At 62.8% G+C, this 19,519-nt stretch carries 13 protein-coding genes (1 of these 13 cut by a window edge); 6 read left to right on the top strand and 7 right to left on the bottom strand.

The window, feature by feature from the left end:
• Positions 1 to 133 precede the first annotated feature (133 nt).
• The 4 genes from ACZ1II_RS01345 to ACZ1II_RS01330 form a co-directional block, all read right to left on the bottom strand.
• Positions 134 to 1,552 (bottom strand): hypothetical protein, encoded by a 1,419-nt coding sequence (locus ACZ1II_RS01345; protein WP_465144028.1) that lies wholly within the window; start codon positions 1,550 to 1,552, stop codon positions 134 to 136.
• Between the two features lie 1,187 nt (positions 1,553 to 2,739).
• Positions 2,740 to 3,558 carry a ParB/RepB/Spo0J family partition protein gene (locus tag ACZ1II_RS01340; RefSeq protein ID WP_465144027.1) on the bottom strand — a complete coding sequence of 273 codons (819 nt, stop codon included), beginning with the start codon at positions 3,556 to 3,558 and terminating at the stop codon, positions 2,740 to 2,742.
• 662 nt (positions 3,559 to 4,220) lie between these two features.
• On the bottom strand, positions 4,221 to 4,781 hold the full coding sequence (locus tag ACZ1II_RS01335) for a 2OG-Fe(II) oxygenase (protein ID WP_465144026.1): 561 nt from the start codon (positions 4,779 to 4,781) through the stop codon (positions 4,221 to 4,223).
• Positions 4,782 to 4,884: 103 nt separating this feature from the next.
• A complete protein-coding gene (locus tag ACZ1II_RS01330) occupies positions 4,885 to 6,537 on the bottom strand; it encodes a ShlB/FhaC/HecB family hemolysin secretion/activation protein (RefSeq protein ID WP_465144025.1) in 1,653 nt (550 codons plus the stop codon).
• A 903-nt stretch (positions 6,538 to 7,440) separates the two neighbouring features.
• Between ACZ1II_RS01330 and ACZ1II_RS01325 the strand changes: the two genes are divergently transcribed.
• The 4 genes from ACZ1II_RS01325 to ACZ1II_RS01310 all read left to right on the top strand — a co-directional run bounded on the left by ACZ1II_RS01325 (position 7,441) and on the right by ACZ1II_RS01310 (position 12,245).
• Positions 7,441 to 8,634 carry an AAA family ATPase gene (locus ACZ1II_RS01325; protein ID WP_147221790.1) on the top strand — a complete coding sequence of 398 codons (1,194 nt, stop codon included), beginning with the start codon at positions 7,441 to 7,443 and terminating at the stop codon, positions 8,632 to 8,634.
• A 106-nt stretch (positions 8,635 to 8,740) separates the two neighbouring features.
• On the top strand, positions 8,741 to 9,832 hold the full coding sequence (locus ACZ1II_RS01320; RefSeq protein ID WP_465144024.1) for a ParB/RepB/Spo0J family partition protein: 1,092 nt from the start codon (positions 8,741 to 8,743) through the stop codon (positions 9,830 to 9,832).
• Between the two features lie 373 nt (positions 9,833 to 10,205).
• On the top strand, positions 10,206 to 11,567 hold the full coding sequence (locus ACZ1II_RS01315) for a replication initiator protein A (RefSeq protein WP_465144023.1): 1,362 nt from the start codon (positions 10,206 to 10,208) through the stop codon (positions 11,565 to 11,567).
• A 111-nt stretch (positions 11,568 to 11,678) separates the two neighbouring features.
• Positions 11,679 to 12,245 carry a hypothetical protein gene (locus tag ACZ1II_RS01310; RefSeq protein ID WP_465144022.1) on the top strand — a complete coding sequence of 189 codons (567 nt, stop codon included), beginning with the start codon at positions 11,679 to 11,681 and terminating at the stop codon, positions 12,243 to 12,245.
• Positions 12,246 to 13,044: 799 nt separating this feature from the next.
• Here the strand turns inward: ACZ1II_RS01310 and ACZ1II_RS01305 are convergent.
• Positions 13,045 to 14,199, bottom strand: coding sequence for a hypothetical protein (locus tag ACZ1II_RS01305; protein ID WP_465144021.1), 1,155 nt, complete (start codon positions 14,197 to 14,199; stop codon positions 13,045 to 13,047).
• A gap of 332 nt (positions 14,200 to 14,531) precedes the next feature.
• Here ACZ1II_RS01305 and ACZ1II_RS01300 point away from each other — a divergent pair, with 332 nt between their 5' ends.
• Complete coding sequence (locus ACZ1II_RS01300) at positions 14,532 to 15,464, top strand: tyrosine-type recombinase/integrase (RefSeq protein ID WP_465144020.1); 933 nt, start codon at positions 14,532 to 14,534, stop codon at positions 15,462 to 15,464.
• 73 nt (positions 15,465 to 15,537) lie between these two features.
• Here ACZ1II_RS01300 and ACZ1II_RS01295 read toward each other — a convergent pair whose 3' ends face one another.
• Together ACZ1II_RS01295 and ACZ1II_RS01290 are read right to left on the bottom strand one after the other, a co-directional pair.
• Entirely contained in the window at positions 15,538 to 16,959 is a 1,422-nt protein-coding gene (locus ACZ1II_RS01295) for an ATP-binding protein (RefSeq protein WP_465144506.1), read from the bottom strand.
• A 40-nt stretch (positions 16,960 to 16,999) separates the two neighbouring features.
• Entirely contained in the window at positions 17,000 to 17,716 is a 717-nt protein-coding gene (locus ACZ1II_RS01290; RefSeq protein ID WP_465144019.1) for a response regulator, read from the bottom strand.
• Between the two features lie 169 nt (positions 17,717 to 17,885).
• Between ACZ1II_RS01290 and ACZ1II_RS01285 the strand changes: the two genes are divergently transcribed.
• Positions 17,886 to 19,519: the 5' portion of a TonB-dependent siderophore receptor gene (locus tag ACZ1II_RS01285; protein WP_465144018.1), read on the top strand. Its footprint extends 628 nt past the window's final position; only the first 1,634 of its 2,262 coding nucleotides appear in the window; its start codon is at positions 17,886 to 17,888; its stop codon lies off the right edge, out of view.

Below are 19,519 nucleotides of genomic sequence, written 5' to 3'. Positions count from 1 at the left end.
ACGAAGAGGCAGCTCCGTCACCGGAACTGCCTCTTCTCCCCCACCTCCTTCGCTCAGGAGGTCTTCGTTCAGGAGACGGGGGTCTGCGGCGTGCCCGGCCATGGGGTTGTGGGGCGCCGGGCACGCATGACGATCAGTTTCCGCGCCCGCCGAGGCCCCCAAGCAGCCCTCCGACAAGGCCGGTCACAGGAGCCAGCACGGACCCGACGGGATTCGCCGCGCCGCTGCCCGCTCCTGCTTCGGTGCCTGTTCCGGTAGCCGTGACCGCTCCGGTCACGCCGCCCAGCACCGCGTTCACGGCATTGGTTACCGGCGCCAGAGCACCGCCCTCGCTAGTGCCCCCGGTCAATCCGCCGACGACGCCCTGGACGACTTCCGTTACCGGCGCCAGACCGCCACCCTGGTTGGTGCCGCTCAGCAGGGTATCGACGGCCCCGGTGACGGGCGCGAGGACGGATTCTGCACCGGTTCCGCCAGTCACGCCGCCAACAAGGCCTTCGACAAGCCCCGTCACCGGCGCCAGCACACCGCCCGCGCTCGCATCGCCGGTAAGACCGCCGACGACGCCTTGTACCAGCCCGGTGACCGGAGCCAGCACGCCGCCCTCGGGCGTGCCGCCGGTCAGCCCCCCGGTCAGACCGCCCACCAGCGATTCGACCGCGCCAGTTACGGGGGCGAGAACCGCCTCCGCCCCGCCGGTACCTGCACCCAGGCCTCCGGTGACATTGCCAACGATCCCGCCAAGCGTGCCATTGACCGTGTCCAGCAGCGGCGTGGCCACGCTGTCCACGACCGCCGTGACCGGTGCAACGACCGGCGCGAGGCCGCCCGTCAACTGGTCCACGACGCCGCCCACCTGTTCGCCCAGAAGCGCTCCGGCGAGATTGCCGACCGGCGCAAGCCCGGCAGCGACACCTTCCGCCGTCGTCGGCAAGGCCACATCGACGATATTGCCGCCCGACAGGACGCTTGCTGTCACCAGCTGGCCGGTGGTGCCTGTGCCCTCCGAGAGGACATTGAGGCCGATCACGGTATCGCCGGTGCTGGCCCCCGTCAGGACATTATTGCCAAGGTCGAGTCCCAGCAACGGCCCGTCGTAAGCCCGCGCAGGGTCGCTACCGCTGCCGCCGAGGCTGCCGGTCAGCCCCTCGACAAGCCCGCCGAGCTGGCCGGTGACAGGCGCCAGCAGTCCGGCATCGCCCAGTACTGGAGACAGCACGCCGTTCACCGTTTCGAGCAGCGGCGACGTTACGCCGTTCACCGTCGAGGTGAGCGTCGCGACAGTCGGCGCGAGGCCATTGGTCAATTGCGTCACGGTTCCGCCGACCTGATCGCCGAGCAGCGCACCGGTAAGCGCACCGACCGGCGCGAGAGCCTGCTGCGTCTGCTCTGCCGTGGTCGGGAGAGTGACCTGCACCGCCTTGCCGTCCCCGGTCAGCAGATCGACTGCAATGCCGGCACCGCTGGTGGAAGCCGTATCCGGGCTGACGTTGACGTCGATCAGGGTTCCCGATCCGCTCTGTCCGAGAAGACTGCCGGTTCCGACGTTCACACCGGCGATGGGTCCGGTGAAATTACCGGAACCGCTCGGATCAGTGGGACTGGTCGGGCCGGTTGGACCAGTTGGGCCGGTGGGTCCCGCTGGCCCAGTCGGACCAGTCGGACCAGTGGGGCCTGTAGGTCCTGTAGGTCCTGTAGGTCCTGAAGGTCCCGCGGGACCAGTCGGACCGCTTGGATCACTCGGCCCAGCAGGTCCGGTGGGGCCAGTGGGGCCAGTCGGACCTTCCGGCCCGGTCGGGCCAGCGGGTCCGGTGGGACCTGTTGGCCCAGTTGGTCCAGTTGGCCCTGCTGGGCCAGTGGGACCGCTCGGATCAGTCGGGCCGGTCGGCCCACTGGGATCGCTCGGGCCCGAAGGGCCGCTTGGATCGGAAGGCCCGGAAGGTCCGCTGGGACCGCTCGGGCCCGAAGGGCCACTTGGATCGGAAGGTCCGGAAGGTCCGCTGGGACCGCTCGGACCCGATGGGCCGCTCGGATCGGAAGGTCCCGTCGGACCGCTCGGACCGGAAGGTCCGGACGGCGAACCTCCGCCTCCGGCACCGACCCTGAAACCGACGCCATCGGCGCAAGCTCCCAGCAGAAGAAGAGGAATGGCTGTCGCGCAGAGCAGCAAGTGCCTGGTGGATTGGCGTGATTGTCGACGCAGCATCGTGGTAACCTCCATGAAAAATGCCCACTGGCTGAAAGCCTAGGCACTCCTCCGAGGCACTTCGCCGCGAGAAGGAACCGTCCGGACGCTGCCCGGAAAAAACGGGGTGTCCGTCCCGCATCGGGAACACGGAAAAGTCCAGACAAGCCCGGCAGTCCGCCCGCATTACCGGGCAGTTCTCACGCAAACAGAGGCTTTCGTCATCGCCCCACCGCTGGAAACCGAAAGTTTCCCGGCAAGCCCCCCGCAAGGCATGGCAATGCGCTTAGAACCGGAGCGAGTATTATTCGGACCTCGATGTCCGATTGCTAAGCGCCCACTTGACCGGGCGCACGGCACCAACGGCCAATGCGCGAGCGATCCCACTCCGAATCGCCAAGATCGGGACGCCGAGCGGTTTTGCGGAAAAACAGGAACGGTGTTCAGTCCGAGATTTCCGGATGAAGCCCCGTTTCATGAGATGGAATCAGCGGGCGGCTCGCAAAATACCGAAAATCAACAATATGGGCCCGCTAAAGCCTGATAAACGGCAATCAGATTGCCGCTTCTGCCTCGATCGCGCTTTGCCGGCGAGTTTCGATCAAGGCTTCGCGCAAAGTGCCCAGAAGGGCATCGATATCCGTTTCCTCGGTAACCAGAAGATCAACGGCCAGTCCCTCACGCCCAGTCCGGATTCGTCCGACACGTGCCTCGCCCAGCACCAGCGACCTTTCGTTTCCGCGCCGGATTTCGCTATCCCTGGTGGCCTCCTTGAGCCGGGCCAGCACCGTTGCCGCGGGAATCATCCGTTCTCCCGTCGCAGCAAGCCGCTGTTGCTCATCTCCGATCTGCCGCGCGGTCACGAGCAGCCGTTCACGCTGTTCGGGGCGACGCAACAAGGGCGTCAGGACCTCGGAATGGCGCACGCGCAGTTCATCCCGCGTGGCGAAGGCATTGACGACCTCGTCCGGCATCTGTGCCAGAGCAAGCAGACGGCTCAATTGGCTGTTGGACAAATTCAGGGCCTCGGCCATGCGCGACTGGACGCCGCTGTAGAAACGGTCGACGGCGTTCTGATAACTGCGTGCGCGATCGAGTTCGGTAATGTCCTCCCGCTCGCGGTTCTCGATATCCGCGAGCCGGAAGGCCTCCTCATCGGAAAGATCGACGATCAGTGCGGTCAACCGGATTTCGGGACGGCCATTGTGGTTCAGCCAATCGACCGAAAAGCGGCGGCGGCTACCGACCAGAAGCTGATAGGGATAATCGGCTCCGGGTGGGTTCCGACGGACCAGCACAGGGATGCGATTACCATCCTCCTGTGCAATGGATTCGATGAGAGAACGGCAGCTTTCCGCCGAAAGCCCCGGCACATCGCGAGGATTTCCGTCCCATACGCTGCAATCCGAAGGCCGGATCGAGATCGCGGTACGCGCGCGGCCGCTGCCTTGCGCGAAACCGGCAAGCCGCTGGTCCAACCGCGTGAGCGCTTCACCATCCAACCCCACCGGGTCGGTCGCGTGGGGTTCGTAGGAGAGCGTCGTCAGAATGTCTCTTACAAACCCGGCCATCTATCCCTCCACGTCACACAACCTAACCATCTTCATATCGATCCTTCGCGCCGAGGCCGCGTTAAACTATATCCGCTTTGAACACGTAATGAGACCATTCCGGTGATGTCTGCTCCTTCGGAAACGATGACTTGCTATGACTGCAAGGCCGTAGGAGCGGTCAGCCCCGTACTTTCGATCTCCACGTGAAGCAGAAGCCGATAGTTGCGCGAACTCAGATGGCTGAGCACATCGCCTACGATCGTTTGTCTGGGCTGTTTACATAGGACCATAAGGCGAGGGTCATAACCGGGCCGACAAGACCGTCGACAAAGCCTAACGCTGCGAAGGCGGAATTCATGCGGCGTGACGGGCGGCTTCCCACAGCGAAGATCGAGAAGCCAGATTGACGGGTTCGTCGGAGTGATCATTTCATAGAAGATCGGGATTTTCGGGCGATCCGACGGCATTCCTTCCGCCTGCGATCAACGCCAATTGGGTCCTTCCACCCAAGTCACGAGGCTACATCTCTTACCATCAAGAACCGGCAGCACGCGGTGCTGGAGAAAGGAAGGAAAGATCAGCACACTTCCACGCGGCGCGAACTTCTCGCCTGGATTGGTGATGCCAAAAAACTCGAACTCGCCGCCCTGATAGTCCTGCGCATGAGAAAGCTGGACGACGACGGACAATTTGCGGGCATAAGGCTTCATGGACTCCAGCCAGACGTCCTGGTGCCAGTCGTAATGCCCCTTATTCGTCGCACGATATTCCGTGAACTGAAGTTCGAATGGCGCTTCTATGTCCACGCCGAAATTGGTGCGGTTGGATGGCCGCACGAAATCCATGATCCGGGAAACGATGTCCTTTTCGCGTCCTGCATCGAGCCAACGCACGGTCGAAGTCCGATAGGCAAGATCGCTGCGCAAATTTCCAGAGAAACCGATCGTCGCATCTTGCTCGGCGTAACTCTCCGCACGCTTCACGATCGCATCGCATTCCGCATCAGTGAATGCACTTGTCCAGACTTCCCAAACATTCTTCATCGCCCGCCCCTTCGACGTGAGATACTGCTGATGCTGAAAGAGAAAGCGATGACCTCGACTATGGCTTCAAGCCTTTGGCTTTTGCGCATACGCAAAAGCGCAATCAGACTGTTCTGCTCACACTGAAGAAGAAGCGCGCCTTCTTGCTGTAATACTCCGATGGAGACTTGACAGGAACGGCAATTTGTGCGCTCGCCGTCCAGCCTTTGATCGGCGTGATACGAACGCCTGCCCCCGCCGTTGCCAACGAGAAGTCCTGCGCCGGAAGCCGATAGCCTGGTCGTGCGGCGCTATGGGCCAGCGCGGCATCGGTATAGGCAAAGACCGTCAGCCCCCGCGTTCCACCCGCTGGCTTTCCGGCGACGCGCCAGGACAGTTCGATACTGCCCGCCGCGGCCTTATCCGCAGTGATGATACCGACGCGATAAGCCATGCCGGCGCCCTCTCCGCCAAGCGCGAAGCGTTCGGTAGTCGGCAGCTTGTCGCCCGTGTATTGGCCGCGAACCGTCGCCTTGATCGAGATCGCCTTGGTTACTTCCTTGACGGCGGTAAGCTGCGCATTGACCTTGCGGAACGTTGCTTCCGAATAGCCTTCGATCGGCCGGGCGCCCAGGGCATCGAAACCCTGGCTGAAGCTCGTCGAGATGGCATAACCGCCGGTCTTGTCGATCGACGACCAGACCGTGCCAAGGCGAACCGCGCGAGTCTTGAAGCCGCCGAATGCAGTATCGAGGAAGTAATTGTTGCTGTTCGTCCCATCAAGCGAAATGCTGAGCGAGAGATTACGCCGATAGGAGCGGATCAGCGGGTGCGAGATCGCAATGCCGCCCTGCTTGGCCTCACCTATGATATCGAGGTCGCGCGTCTTGGTGCGGACATAAGCGCCGCTAACGCCCAGTGTCGTACCGTTCGAGCCGATCGGCGTCGCATGGCTCAGCGAGTAGAACTGATAGCGGTCCGGATTGAACGGCAGGTTGCCCGAGAAGCGCGTGGTATCGCCTTCGCGCAGCACACCGTTCACCGCGACCGAAAGCTGGGTCTGCACACCTGTCGTGACGTTGACGATACCGTTATTGTTCACGTTCAGCGTCACATCGATCTGCTTGCGATCGATCTTGAGGGCCAGTGCCAGTTCGCCGGGTACGCGGGTCTGCTTCAGGCTCGCCTGCACGGTCTGTCCAGGAATGTCGCGCAAGAGCGAGATCGTGCGTTCGATGGTGGACTTGTGCGCAGGAGTCTCGCGCATAAGACGCTTCACTTGCGCATCGATCAGCCGGGTCGGCGTGCTCCGGGTCTTGCCGTCCAGCACATACTGAGTGATGCGGCCTTCCAGTACCTTAACTGTCAGCACACCGCCGGTCGGCACCTGCTGCGGGATCGACACCGCAAAGAAAGCCACGTCGCTCTGCGCATAAACGGTGCTGACGGCGTTGGCGATCTTCTGGAGATTGTCCCGGTTGAGCGGCGCGCCGATAAAAGGAGCAACCGCCCTGTCGAGCAGCGCGGTCGGAAGCGTCGCGCCCTGGTAACGCACCTTGGTCAACGCCACTCCCGGCCCTCCCGAAGGCGCGGCAGGGCTCGTCGCGACAACCGGGGCCTGCGCTTGCGGCACTTGCGCCGGTGTCGGGTCGCGCGGGACACTGGGATCCTGCCGGTCGATGCGGTCGCGATCGATAATCGGTGCGAGCGGCGAGGAGATGCCCACTTGCGCCTGCGCCGAAGGAATGGGCGCCGACTGCAAAAGCAGCCCCGCCAACAGAAAACCCCAGCTCCGGGACAAACTGCCCCGTCGCAGAACGGTTGAACGGAAAGAGGAAAAAGCCGAAGCCGTCATCGTTCGAGGATCGCCTGATGGATGTCTTGAGAGTGCGGTTCTGCAAGAGCTTTCCTCGCAAGATGAAGGACATGGACCTACCGGGCATCCCGAACTGGAGCCGGAGCGGCTGCTTCCATGCGATTGTGGCAGAGATGGAAGCCAGCCAGCGTGCTCGAGCCGGGCCGGATCTACGCAAGAGGTTGCTTGAGACACGAAAAATCGGGAGAGTAGCGAGGGATCATCCATCCTGCCGACCTAGCGGCGCGGCACCGATCTGATCGTCGGCGCTACGAAAAGATTTTTATCATCTCGTTGTTTTTATTGCCGTAAGGTGCATCGATCGACTGCTGAAGAAGCGCTGGATCGGCCCTTTCTCCAACACGCAAACTTGGCTTGGAATCGGATTGAGCGCGCCGATCGGGCGGAAATCGTCCGGAAAATGGATATAGGTCGTTTCGGCTACAAATTAGCCGTTCAACACAGGCACACACGGTTCGGAGAATCGCCCGAATAGTCATGCCGAGCCAGTGCAGCGCGGTAACCTCTGTGCGGAAGGCGGTTTTTCGGGCGCATTCTTTGAGGGAAATGCCGTTCCGGAAATACGAGCCGCCCTGGTGAGGCCCATGGTAAGAACCGAATCGCCGCCCGCCTTATCGGCAGGGATTGAATCAACTCGTGGCGATCCCTCATCCACCCGAGAAGATCGGCCGCAATCACGCTTTATCTGGCGCAATGCGCCGACAACCCACAACTTGAAATCCCTTTATTCGCCCGGACCCTCGACTGAACATCGCTAAATGCATATACCTGCAAAATCGTTCAAAATCTTAGCGCAGGCGAGACATGCATTCACAAGTCGACCGTATCTCGGAAATGGCCCAGGCCGGCGAGAAAATGATCGAACGGCTGCGCCGCAAGGCGTTCTTGCCGGAAACCCGCAAGGGCCTGAACGTCCGCTTCGGAATCGCCGAAGCTGCGACCTTGCTCGGATGCTCCACGAATCGCATCCGCATGGCCGAGGACGACGGACGGCTGCCCCCTCCCCCCGCTGCCGGCAACGGCCGACGGCTCGGTTATACGGTAGAGGAAATGCTGAACATGCGCGAGGTGCTGGGCGCCTCCCCTGTCCGCGCGCCTCTGGACGTTCCGGCGATGATCGCCGTGCAGAACTTCAAGGGCGGCGTCGGCAAATCGACCGTCACCACCCACCTCGCCCACTATTTCGCGGTTCAGGGCTACCGCGTGCTGGTGGTGGATTGCGACAGCCAGGCGACGACGACGACGCTGTTCGGCTTCAACCCGCATTTCAACATCACCCGCGAAGAGACGCTCTATCCCTATCTTTCGATCGACCCGACCCAGGCCGACTTGCTCTATGCGGTCAAGCGCACGCCCTGGCCGAATGTCGACCTGATTCCGTCGAACCTCGAACTCTTCGACGTCGAATACGAACTGGCCGCAGCCGGTGCCGATGGCCAGTCGGTTCTGGCGGCGCGCTTCCGCAAGCTGAAGCAGGGCCTGATGGACCTTGCCCGTGACTATGACGTGGTGATCCTCGATCCGCCGCCGGCGCTGGGCACGATCAGCCTCGCGGTCATGCAGGCGGCGAATGCCTTGCTGGTGCCGCTGGCGGCAACGACACCGGACTTCTGCTCGACTGTGCAGTTTCTCTCGATGATGGACCAGGTGCTCGAACAGCTGGTCGGTGCGGGAATCTCGGTGGACTATTCCTTCGTTCGCCTGATCTGCTCGAAGTTCGACGGCAACGACCCCAGCCACGAGATGGTCCGCACCATCATGGAGCAGACTTTCGGCCCGGCCCTGCTGCCCGTGCCGATCCTCGAAAGTGCCGAGATCAGCCATGCGGCGCTGCGAATGATGACGGTCTACGAGCTGGAAAAGCCGATCGGCACGCCCCGCACCCACAAGCGCTGCAAGGCCAATCTCGACGAGGCGATGGGCCAGATCGAGCAACTCGTGCGCACCGGATGGGGCCGGTCCCAGCGCGTCGACGAGGACCTTCTGGTCAATGGATAAGCCACTAGGAAAAGACGGCTTTCCGTTTGCCAACGCGACACTTGTTCGTGATATGTTCCATTCTGGTTTCGGCCCAGAAAATCGCCATCTGTCTTCGAGGTAAGCCATGGCCCGCAAGCAATCAGACTATCTCGCCGCGCTGCTGTCAGACGACAACCTCAATCTCCGCGAGGAGACCGGCGCTGCCACCGAGACCCCAGGCGAGGAAAGCAATCCGGCGGAGCCAGCGCCCGAACCAAGGCCCCGCATCGAGCGCGCGCGCGGTACGACTTTGCTCGGCCGCGAAAGCGCCCTCGCCCGTGTGGCCTCCGGTGAAGTCCGACAGGTTACCCAACTCCTTCTCGACCCGACCCGCGTAAGGGTCTGGCCGGGCAATGCCCGTTCCTACGCCCACCTTTCCGAAGAGTCCTGCCAGGAACTTATAGATTCGATCGTGGCCGAAGGCGGGCAGAAAGTTCCCGCCGTCGTGCGCCGCGTCGAAGGCGATCCCGACTATGACTATGAAGTCATCGCCGGGACGCGCCGCCATTGGTCGATCTCCTGGCTGCGTCGCCACTCTTATCCTGACCTGCAATTCGTCGCTCAGGTCGTGCAGCTCGATGACGAGGCCGCTTTCCGCCTCGCAGACCTGGAGAACCGGGCACGCAAGGATGTTTCCGACCTTGAGCGCGCGCGCAACTATGCCCAGGCGCTGCGCGACCATTACGGCAACCACATGACGCGCATGGCCGAGCGGCTGAAGCTCTCCAAGGGCTGGCTGTCGAAAATGCTCAAGGTTGCGGCGATCCCTGATGCCGTGCTTTCGGCGTTCGCATCTCCCGCCGATGTGCAGTTGAAGCCGGCCTATCCCCTCGCCCAGCTTCTCGACGACCGCGACAAGGCCGCTGCTGTCCGCAAGGAAGCAAGCCGCCTCGCCCGCGAGCAATCCAATCGCCGCGCCGACGGGCGTCCCTCGATCGCGGCCCCCGATGTGCTCAAGGCTCTCCTCGCCGCGCCCGACGCGGAGCGGGCCAAGCCGGAACCGATGTTCCTGCCCTCGCGCCATGGCCGACCGATGGCCTCCGTGCAATCGAGCAACCGCCAGGGGGTGACGCTGCGTCTCCACTCCGGTTCCGGTGCGAGCCGGGAGGAAGTGCTGAGCGCCGTGCGGGAACTCCTCATCCAGCTAGACGAGGAAGGCCGCGGACTTCAGACATGACCCGCGGCGGTTCCGGCAGAGGCTGCCATTCCGCCGGAACCGAAACTCGTTGGAAACTGAAAAATGCAGGGGCCCTCCCCTGCATTTTTCGTATCGGCCGCCCACTTTCCGCATGGCTGTTTCCCCGGGGAAACACGCCCGAAGCTCTCCCGCCGAGTTTTCGGCGATGGCGCGATCGCAATTCCTTCATCGGGAGGTCAGAAATCACGCACAAGTTCTGCACAAGCAAGCTTGTCCGCCATTTGCCCCACCCTCCCCCTCCCGCCATTATGGCAAGAATCACCCGAATCCGTCGATTCCTGTTTCCCCGGGGAAACAGCGAGCCGCCGTGTCCGGCCTATCCTGTCCACTGTCCAGAATTCGGAACTTCAGAATGAGTCGCCCACGCAGAGAGACGACCTCCGAACAGTTCGACCTGTTCCTTCCGTATATCGCGGACCTGCCTTTGCGCGACCAGCGCGAGATGATGGAGCGCCCCTTCTTCAGCCTCGCCAAGTCCAAGCGCGTGAAGCCAATCGACTATACCAGCCCGGATGGAAAGCTCTGGGTCCATGTCTCGGCCAACCCGGATTACGGCATGGCGACGATCTGGGACGCAGACATCCTGATCTACTGCGCAAGCATGCTTGCCGATATGGCACGGCGCGGCGTCAACGATGTGCCACGCAAGCTGCACCTGATGCCCTATGACCTGCTTCGCGCGATCGGCCGCCCTACGACCGGGCGCGCCTACGAGTTGCTGGGCCAGGCGCTGGACCGCCTTGTGGCGACCACCATCAAGACCAACATTCGCGCCGAAAACCGGCGGGAAGCCACGTTTTCCTGGCTCGATGGCTGGACCCAACTTGTCGACGAACGCACCGAACGCTCGCGCGGGATGACGATAGAACTGTCCAACTGGTTCTGGGAAGGCGTGATGATGAAGGGCGGGGTGCTCTCGATCGACCGTGCCTACTTCAACATCACCGGCGGGCGCGAACGCTGGCTTTACAAAGTGGCGCGCAAGCATGCTGGCGGGGCAGGGGAGGGCGGCTTTGCCATTTCGATGCCCGTTCTCTTCGAGAAATCAGGTGCCGAAGGGCAATATCGCCGCTTCAAGTTCGAGATGCTCAAGCTTGTCGAGAAGGATGAACTTCCCGGCTATACGCTGTCCCTCGAAACCGCGCGGGACGGTGAGCCCATGATCCGGATGCGCCGTATCGATGGCAAGGGAGGGGCGGAGAAGGGCCTTCCCGCAGCACCACCTGCTGCCGACGATATCCTGGAAGGCACCGTGGAAAAGGCTTTTGCCGCCCCGCGCTCTCCGCAGAAGGCTGTGGCTTCGTCGGGACGCGGCGCGGAAGCTGGAGGGGCCGGGAAGGGGGCCGCCTCGGCTCGTCCATCCTCTCGCAAGGCCACTTCGCCGTCTGCCGCCACACGCAAGGTTTCCCCAGGGAAACCGAAAGAGCCTCTCGCCACCGAAGAACAGGCTGTCACGCCGCTCGTCGATGCCAGCCAGCTCATTCGCCGCACCGTTATCGGCCTTTCGGAAGCTTCCACGCGCGGGTTCATGACCGACGAGACCATGGACTATCTGCGCCGGACCTGTCCGGGGTGGGACCTCCATGCGCTTCACGCCGAATTCGAACGCTGGATCCATGCTTCCCCCGAACGCACGCCTGCCGACTGGCAGCGCGCTTTCATCGGGTGGGTGAAACGTCATCACGAAAAGCACGGTCGCAACTTGCGCGGATAAGCGTCGCTTCTTCTGGAACGACAGCATGAAGAGAAGGCCTCGCAGCATCCGGTGCTGCGGGGCCTTTTCTTTGCATATCATCCAGCTCTGCCCGGCTCGCAGGATGACTGCATGACCAGCGCCGCCAAACCGCCGATGGCTTTCCGACAGAGTATGGAGCGAAAGCGCGATCCCGCCGCTTTGCATGGCCAGACGTTCAATTCACACCCGGCCCAGCGGCAGTCCGGCTCATCCCTTCAAACCATTCGTTCAGCCGCAGAAAATCCCGCGCGGCTCCAGACCGAAACAACCGGGGCCTCGCTACCGCTTCACTCCACGGCGGGAAATTCCCGCGCGTACCAATCTGAACGAACGCAACCCAGGTATCTCGAAAGGCGTCATCCGACGCCCGCAGCGCCCGTTCCCGAAGTGTCGCGTTTGCCGTCGACGGAAAAAGCGATGACGAGCTTTCGCGTGATGGAAGAAGGGCCATTGAACCTTTCCACTCCGACCCCCAGAAAAAGTGATTCAAAAAAACGGCGGAAATTCGCGCCTTCGACACACCAGGAACGCTTCGATCGCAGGTTTCGATCCTTTAGGAACAGCCCTTCGATCCTTTGGGAACACGCCTTCGACCCTTCAGGAACGTCTTCGCCGACACTTCGGGAACGTATCGACGACACTTCGGGAATGGCCTGAAATTGCGAATCGCGGGATTCCGTGAGAGCAGCGCTCAACGGCGGCTCTGTAACTTTTCTAAAGGATTCCTTCTAAAGAGCTTTCTAACCCGTTCCGAAGCTTGTTTCCTGGAGAGAACGGGGAGAGGGGGCGCGCAAAAATGCATGCCTGGCGCCCTGCACGCTATGCCGATGCAACCAGGTTAGCGCTGTTGAGCGAGGCATTCCGGCATTTCGCGATGGAACCTTAGCACAGCCTTTGGTCGACAGGCATTCGCGCCACTTTGAATCACTTTTGAGGGCGAAGACCTGCATTTGATTCAACGAAACGAGGCCTGCGGAGGGATAGCGATCCACCCCTCTGAAATTTTGCCCTCAGAAGCCCGTACAGCGCATCAAAGTGCCTGCCGCACCTCACCCCTATCCCGGCCTCGTATTCGCGCTCTACGAGGCTCGGTTTTGATGCACTGAAAAACCGAGGAATTCCGCCATTTCCGCGCACTTTCAGACAAAACAGCCCAATTGGACGATAAAAACCATCCCAACCCGCGTTCCGTGTCCATCATCAATTCGGAAATCTGTCATCCAGAACGGAACGAGCGATCCAGGCTACGACTTTTCCGAAAAGTCAGAAAATTCCGATCGCGATCCGTTCATGGCGACATTGAGGCCGTGTCCCGGAATGCCGTCTAACTGGCTATGCAGCGATCGCCGCGATATTCGGATAGCGTCCCGTTTCAACTTCCGATGGCCGATCCGGCGACGGGCCTGCAGCTACCCGTGGACCAATAGAGAGGCGGCCACCATAGAGTGTGAAAGCATCAGTTTTCGCGTCGCACGCCCGATGAGCGGGCGAGAAGTTCGTCGATCGCACGCATCGCGTCGTCATAATCTCTGAGCGCTTCGTCGGAGGGGGCTGATAGCGGCAGCTCTTCCATCGGTGCTGCTGACATGGGGGTATAGGCATACATCCGCGCGCCATTGCGCGATGGCTGGCTGGACAGCAGCAGGCTTGCTTCCAATGCGGTTGTTATGACCGCGACACCGTTTCGCGAAACGCCAAGCAATCGTTCGATCTGCAGGCCCCTCATCGAGCCGAAGCCTGCAAGGTAGCTCCCCAGTTGGTGCGCGCGGCCGCTGCGGCGCCGGTCTTGCAGGTGAGCTTGCAGATCACGCGCCGCTGTCTCGGCTTCACCGAGCCAGCGGTCCAGTTGCGAAAGTGCTTCGTGCAGCGCGTAGTGAGCTGTTTCGTCGCAAATGGCCCGTGCGGACGGCGAAGGACCGTGCTCGTCAATGGAACTGCCTTGTGCGATCGGCAGGGATACCAGACCGGGGAGCGGCAGCGCGACAGGAAGGCCATGACCTGGCGCCAAATACTGACCGGCGACAATGTCCAACGCCCACCGCGCATTCGCGATATTTTCGCGTTCGACCGCTCTGCCATCGATCAAGTCTAGAGTGCGTTCTTCGCGTGAAAAGCGCGGAGACGCGGCTGCCGCGACGAACAGCTTGTGGGTGGGATTGAATGGCAGGGCGTCGTCGGCACGCCCGAGCGTTTCAAGGAGGGCGTGGGCTTCTGCGATGATCGCATGCGCTTCGGTGTGATCGTCGCCGCGATGAAAATCCGTCGGGGCGAGGAACGCCTTGAGCAAATCGTCGGATATCTCGGCTAGAACCCTCCAGGGGCTATGACGAAATTCTGTCAATATTGCTTGGCAAAGCGCTTTTGGAGGACGTAAAATCGTCCCGGAAACGTCCGATAGCGTGTCGAGACCGGCGTACCAGGCGAAGAATCGTTCTTCGGTAAATTCGTGTCCTTCCTGGCGAAGGGCTGCGATGAGGCTTTCGCGGACCAGACGCGATGCAAATATGCGTAAGGTGACAGGGCTGGCCCGTATGATGCCGACCTGGAGACGACCGAGGGATAGGGCTGCCAGAATGGCCGTGATTGGCTGAAAGCGGCTATCGCGATCCATGTCCGAGAATTACCATCTTATATCAATAGGATATCGCGGATTAACTTAACTCAAGTTAAGTGTGCACCCTCTGGTGTCAAGAATCAATGAACTATCGATAATATTCGTGATCGATGGTATCGATGATCGCGGCCCGTATCGAGACCTGCGAGCCGATGCACGGACTTGGTCTGGCTCGCCCCCTTTAACGAAGGACATTCGTGACGCAAAGATCGCCTCTACCGGCAGAAACGAGCGTCACCAACGGCGATGCGATCGTCACTGTATATCGTGCAGGAGAACGGGCGCTGCCGCAGCGCGGCTCAGGCGGGGCCGGCGATCGGATTGCCCAGTTGACGGCCCAACTCGGCAGGTTGCTGGCAACGCCGGACCGCTTCGATGAACCGGCGTTTCGCGAGGCGATGGAAGCGCGCGCGCCCGCCAGCGTCAAGGCGCTGGCCAATGACCTGAATGACTATGCAGACTATTGCCGCAGCAGGCGCCTTATTGGTCTGCCTGCCAGTGAGGCAAGAGTGGTCCTTTATATCGAGAATTGCGAGGCTCGTGGCTTCAAGCCCGCGACGGTGGCGCGCAGGCTTGCTTCACTAGCAGCCATTCATGGTTTTCTCGGTTGCACCAGCCCCACCAGGGCGGCGAGTGTCCGCAAGGCCCTGTGCGGATTGCAGAGTAGACGTGGCGGGCCCCGGCGGCAGGCCGGTCCCGCCCGGCTTTGCGAGGATGGCGAGGCCTCCCCGTCCGACAAGGGCACCATCTTCGCCGCACAGATCGCGGCCTGCGATCGTTCGCCGCCAGGGCTTCGCGACGCCGCGCTGCTCTCCCTGGCCTGCGATACGGGCTTGCGCGTCTCCGAACTCGCCGCGATCCGTCTTGCCGATATTGCAGTGCAGGACGATGGTGCAGCACACCTGACGGTTTCACAGGCAAGGACCGATCACATGGGGCAGGGCGTCCAAGCCTGGGTTTCGCCGGAAACGATCCGGCGGATCGCTGCCTGGGTCGAGGAGGCAGGCATTCATACGGGTGCGCTGTTCCGCCGGGTCGCCGTTCGCCGGTCGAAAGCGCGTAGCGGAACGCAGGCCGGGCCGATCCGCGAACTGGCCTGGAACTATCGGGGCGGCACAGAACGCCTGGGGGTGACCGGCGCCCGCCCAGCTCGCGTGGAATACGCGATTGGCGAGCAGGCGCTGACTCCGGCGGCGGTTCGCTTGATCATCAAGCGCTCTGCGCAGCGGGCTGCGGATCTCGGCCTCGTTCCTCGTGCTTGAAAGAGCTTGGGTGCGGCAATCGTAGCACTGGCTACCCACATGCCACGGCCCGTGAAAGGCAGACCAAGGGAGATCAACCGGCGCGGGGAGGAGGCCGCCGCGGGAAGGTCACCGTCGCTTCCAGCCCGCCGCCGTCCCGGTTGCGCAGCCAGAGCGCGCCGCCGTGCGCCACGGCGATGTCGCGGGCGATGCTGAGGCCAAGGCCCACGCCGCCTGAGGCCACGTTGCGGGAATCCTCCTGCCGGTAGAAGGGTTCGAACACCGTTTCCAGTTTGTCCTCGGGAATGCCCGGTCCGCGATCGGCGACGATGACTGCGACATGGCTTTCCTCGCTCCGCAATGCGAGTTCGGCGCTGCCGCCATATCGCAGCGCATTTTCGACCAGATTCTGGATGCAGCGGCGCATCCCTTGCGGGAACCCGGCGAGAGCGGCGCCGGTCGTGCCTGACAGCGTGACGTGCTCGCCCTGTTCGGCCAGCGCCGCAAGCATCTCCGCGACGATCCCGTCCAGGTCCACTTCCGTACAGAGGTCCTCGTCCACGCCGCCGCGCATGAAGGAAAGCGTGGCGTCGACCATTTCTTCCATCTCGCCCAGGTTCTTGCGGAAACCGGCCTTCAAGTGTTCGTCGGGAAGCAGTTCGGTGCGCAGCCGCAGCCGGGTGATGGGGGAGCGCAAGTCGTGCGAGACGGCGGCGAGGAAGCGGGTGCGCTCCTCGATATGGCTGAGCAGCCGCTCCTGCATCGCGTTGAAGGCCTCGGCCGCGCGCCGCACTTCGGGCGGGCCGCCGGTTTCCAGCGGGGCGCTGCGGATATCGCGGCCGAGTGCCTCGGCGGCGTTCGCCATGCGTTTGAGTGGTGCCATCGCCAGCCTCACCGCGAACCAGGTCAGCGCCGCGACCATCAGGATACGAAGGATATAGATGCGCAGGACATAGTCGGCGATCGTGCCGACGCGGTCGAAATCGGCGCCGTTCTCGTCCTCGCGCCCGGTGGCGACGAGCCAGGGCTGGTCGGGGCGAAGGCGCACGGCGACTTCGAATTCGGCCACCGGATCGCGCGCGGACATCATGCTCCAGCTGGTCGCGGCACGCCCCCGATCGTCGAGCAGGCGCGCGCCGAGGGTGCGGACTTCGACCGGGTGGCCCATGTGCACGGCAATCACTTGTTCCAGCAGCAGCGACGAGCGCTTGAGGTCCGGGGCGGGTAGGTCTGCCGCCGGCAATTGCCGGGTGAGGTGCAGCGAAAAGCCCGGCGCCTGCAATTCGGCGGCGAGGGCAGGGCGCGCCTGCGGGGGCCGGGCGTCGAGCAGCCGCAGGGCATCGGCCACCCGCGTTGCGAAGACGCGGGTGGGAATCTCCAGCATCTGGCGGCGGCGGCTTTCGAACCAGATCGTGCTGGTCAGCAACTGCGCGAGGATCACCCCCGCCACGAGGATGCAGGCGATCCGCGCCGAGAGCGAAGTGCGCCGGAAGCTGCGTACCCCGAATCCGGCCACCCTCTTCAACAGGCCCGCCCTCTTCAACAGGCCCGCCACGTCAGGCCGCGTGAACCACATCCACCGCGAGCACGTATCCGCCGTTGCGAACGGTGCGGATGAGGTGCGGGTTGCGGGCATCGTCGCCCAGCAACTGGCGCAGGCGGCTGATGCTCATGTCGATGGCGCGGTCTGTCGGGTCGCGCTCGCGCCCATAGACCTGCCGGGCGAGGAAATCGCGGCTGAGCGTCTGGTAGGGATGGCGCAGCAGGGTGCGCAGCGCGAGGAAGTCCGAGCCGCCGACCGGGAAAGTCTCCTCGCTCGCCGCCGAGCGGAGCAGGGTGCGCCGCACGTCGAGCTGCCAGCCCGCAAAGGCGATGACGTCCGGCTCGGCCTGTGCGGGCGATACCGCGCTGCGTTCGGTGCGGCGCAGGACGACGCGGATGCGGGCAAGCAGTTCGCGGGGATCGAAGGGCTTGGGCAGATAGTCGTCCGCGCCCATTTCCAGCCCGACGATCCGGTCGATCAGCGCGCCGCGCGCCGTCAGCATGATGATCGGAATGTCATGGCGCTCGGTTAGCGAGCGGCAGAGCGAAAGACCGTCGGTGCCCGGCAGCATAAGGTCGAGGATGATGAGATCGGGCGTCCGGGTTTCAAGATGTCGCCACATGGCCTCGCCGTCCGCGACGCCCTCGGCCTCCAGTCCGGCCTCCTTCAGGTAAGTGCAGAGCAGGGTGCGGATGTCGGCATCGTCGTCGACGACGAGAATGGCGCTCATCGGCCCAGTTCCCGGGTATCGTCGTGCGCCGTTACATTGGGTGACAAAGCGCTTCGGCTCCTGACAAAAAAGCACAAATTCACGGATTTACCCTGCTGCGCCCGCTGATAGGGGGCCTCTCTATTATGCGAATGATTTGCATTAGTAGGGGCTTTTCACTGTGAGACCAATGATTTTCAGCCAGGCCATGTTGCGCGGCTCGCTTGCGGCGCTGGCTACCGGCCTGTGCTTCGCGCAGCCTGCCGTCGCCGATGAGGCGGACGAGGATTCCATCGTCGTCACCGGCCAGCGGACCGAGGACACGAAGTCCTATACCGGCCACGAAGCCAGCATCGCCATCGGCCTGCCACTGAGCCTGCGCGAAACCCCGCAGACCGTCACCGTCGTCACCCGCCAGTTGCTCGACGACCAGCAGATCGAGACCATCGACGATGTGCTGGGCACGACGCCGGGCGTTACCTCCTATGCCAACGACAACGCGGGCCGCACGACCTACCGTGCCCGCGGCTTCGACATCACCAACTACCGCATCGACGGCATGCAGGTGGACGGCCAGACCAACTTCAGCGGCGGCGGCGCTTCCACCAACATGGACCTCTACGACAGCGTCCAGATCGTTCGCGGCGCCAACGGCTTGCTGGGCGGCACCGGCGATCCTTCGGCGACGATCTATCTCCAACGCAAGCAGCCGACGACCAAGCTCGGCGCCAGCGGCATGCTGACGCTCGGCAACTGGAACAAGCGGCGCGTCATGGGCGATCTCAACGTGCCGGTGACAACGGACGGCGGCGTGCGCGCGCGCCTCGTCTTCACCGACGAGAGCACCGACACCTTCCGCGAACGCGAACATATCGACCGGCGCGGCATTCTTGCCAATGTCGCGGTCAATCTCGGGCCGCAGACCGTGCTCAACGGTGGCATCCAGTACGAGCGCACCCGCAACGACGGGGCTTCCTGGGGCAGCAACGTCTCGATCTGGTTCGCGGACGGCACTCTGGCAAATCTCCCGCGCAAGACCAACCCGGTCACCGACTGGAGCGTCGCCAAGCGCGAATCCACCACGGCTTTCGTCAATCTCGACCATCGCTGGGACAATGGCTGGCACCTCAAGCTCGGCTATGCGCGCACCGAGGGTGAGACCTACAACAATATCGGCGTCGCCAAGGTCAACAATGCCGCGCGCAATGTCGGCGGCTTCGCGGGCTTCTGGAACCGGGACGGCACCGGCGGCTATCTCAACGCCATCCACTCCGAATACGAGAGCGGCCGTGACAATGTGGACCTGACCCTGAGCGGCCCGATCCACCTCTTCGGGCGCGAGCACCAGCTGATGTTCGGCGTCAACGGCTATCGCGACAGGGTGACGGAACATGCGTTCAGCGCGGCGCTGGGCAATTGCAGTATCGCCGGCGTCGCGCCCTGGAGCGGCTGCCAGTACCGCGCGGCGGGCCTGCCGATCGACGATTGGCGGACCTGGGACGGTTCCTATGCGAACTACGAGACCTTCCGCACTGATGCCCGCGGCGTGGACAGGACGCGTAACATCGGCGGCTATGTCGCGGGCCGCTTCAGCCTGATGGACGGCCTGACCGCGATCGTCGGCGGCCGCATCAGCGACTACAAGGCCCATGGCGGCGACTATAATATCGCGAACGTCTGGACGCCCGATAGCACCACGACCCGCCAGAAAGGCGTGTTCACGCCCTATGCCGGGCTTGTCTATGACGTGACGCGCGAAATCTCGCTCTATGCCAGCTACACCGACATGTTCACCCCGCAGGGCAACTTGCGCGACGAGAACGA

Source organism: Novosphingobium sp. BL-S-20 (genome assembly GCF_055521635.1).
This window is presented reverse-complemented; position numbering and strand designations above follow the sequence as displayed.

What these genes read in the sequence shown, in the direction of transcription:
- ACZ1II_RS01335 (WP_465144026.1), bottom strand. Translation starts at nt 4,781, where the DNA reads ATGAAGAATGTTTGGGAAGTCTGGACAAGTGCATTCACTGATGCGGAA.
- ACZ1II_RS01325 (WP_147221790.1), top strand. Translation starts at nt 7,441, where the DNA reads ATGCATTCACAAGTCGACCGTATCTCGGAAATGGCCCAGGCCGGCGAG.
- ACZ1II_RS01320 (WP_465144024.1), top strand. Translation starts at nt 8,741, where the DNA reads ATGGCCCGCAAGCAATCAGACTATCTCGCCGCGCTGCTGTCAGACGAC.
- ACZ1II_RS01315 (WP_465144023.1), top strand. Translation starts at nt 10,206, where the DNA reads ATGAGTCGCCCACGCAGAGAGACGACCTCCGAACAGTTCGACCTGTTC.
- ACZ1II_RS01310 (WP_465144022.1), top strand. Translation starts at nt 11,679, where the DNA reads ATGACCAGCGCCGCCAAACCGCCGATGGCTTTCCGACAGAGTATGGAG.
- ACZ1II_RS01305 (WP_465144021.1), bottom strand. Translation starts at nt 14,199, where the DNA reads ATGGATCGCGATAGCCGCTTTCAGCCAATCACGGCCATTCTGGCAGCC.
- ACZ1II_RS01290 (WP_465144019.1), bottom strand. Translation starts at nt 17,716, where the DNA reads ATGAGCGCCATTCTCGTCGTCGACGACGATGCCGACATCCGCACCCTG.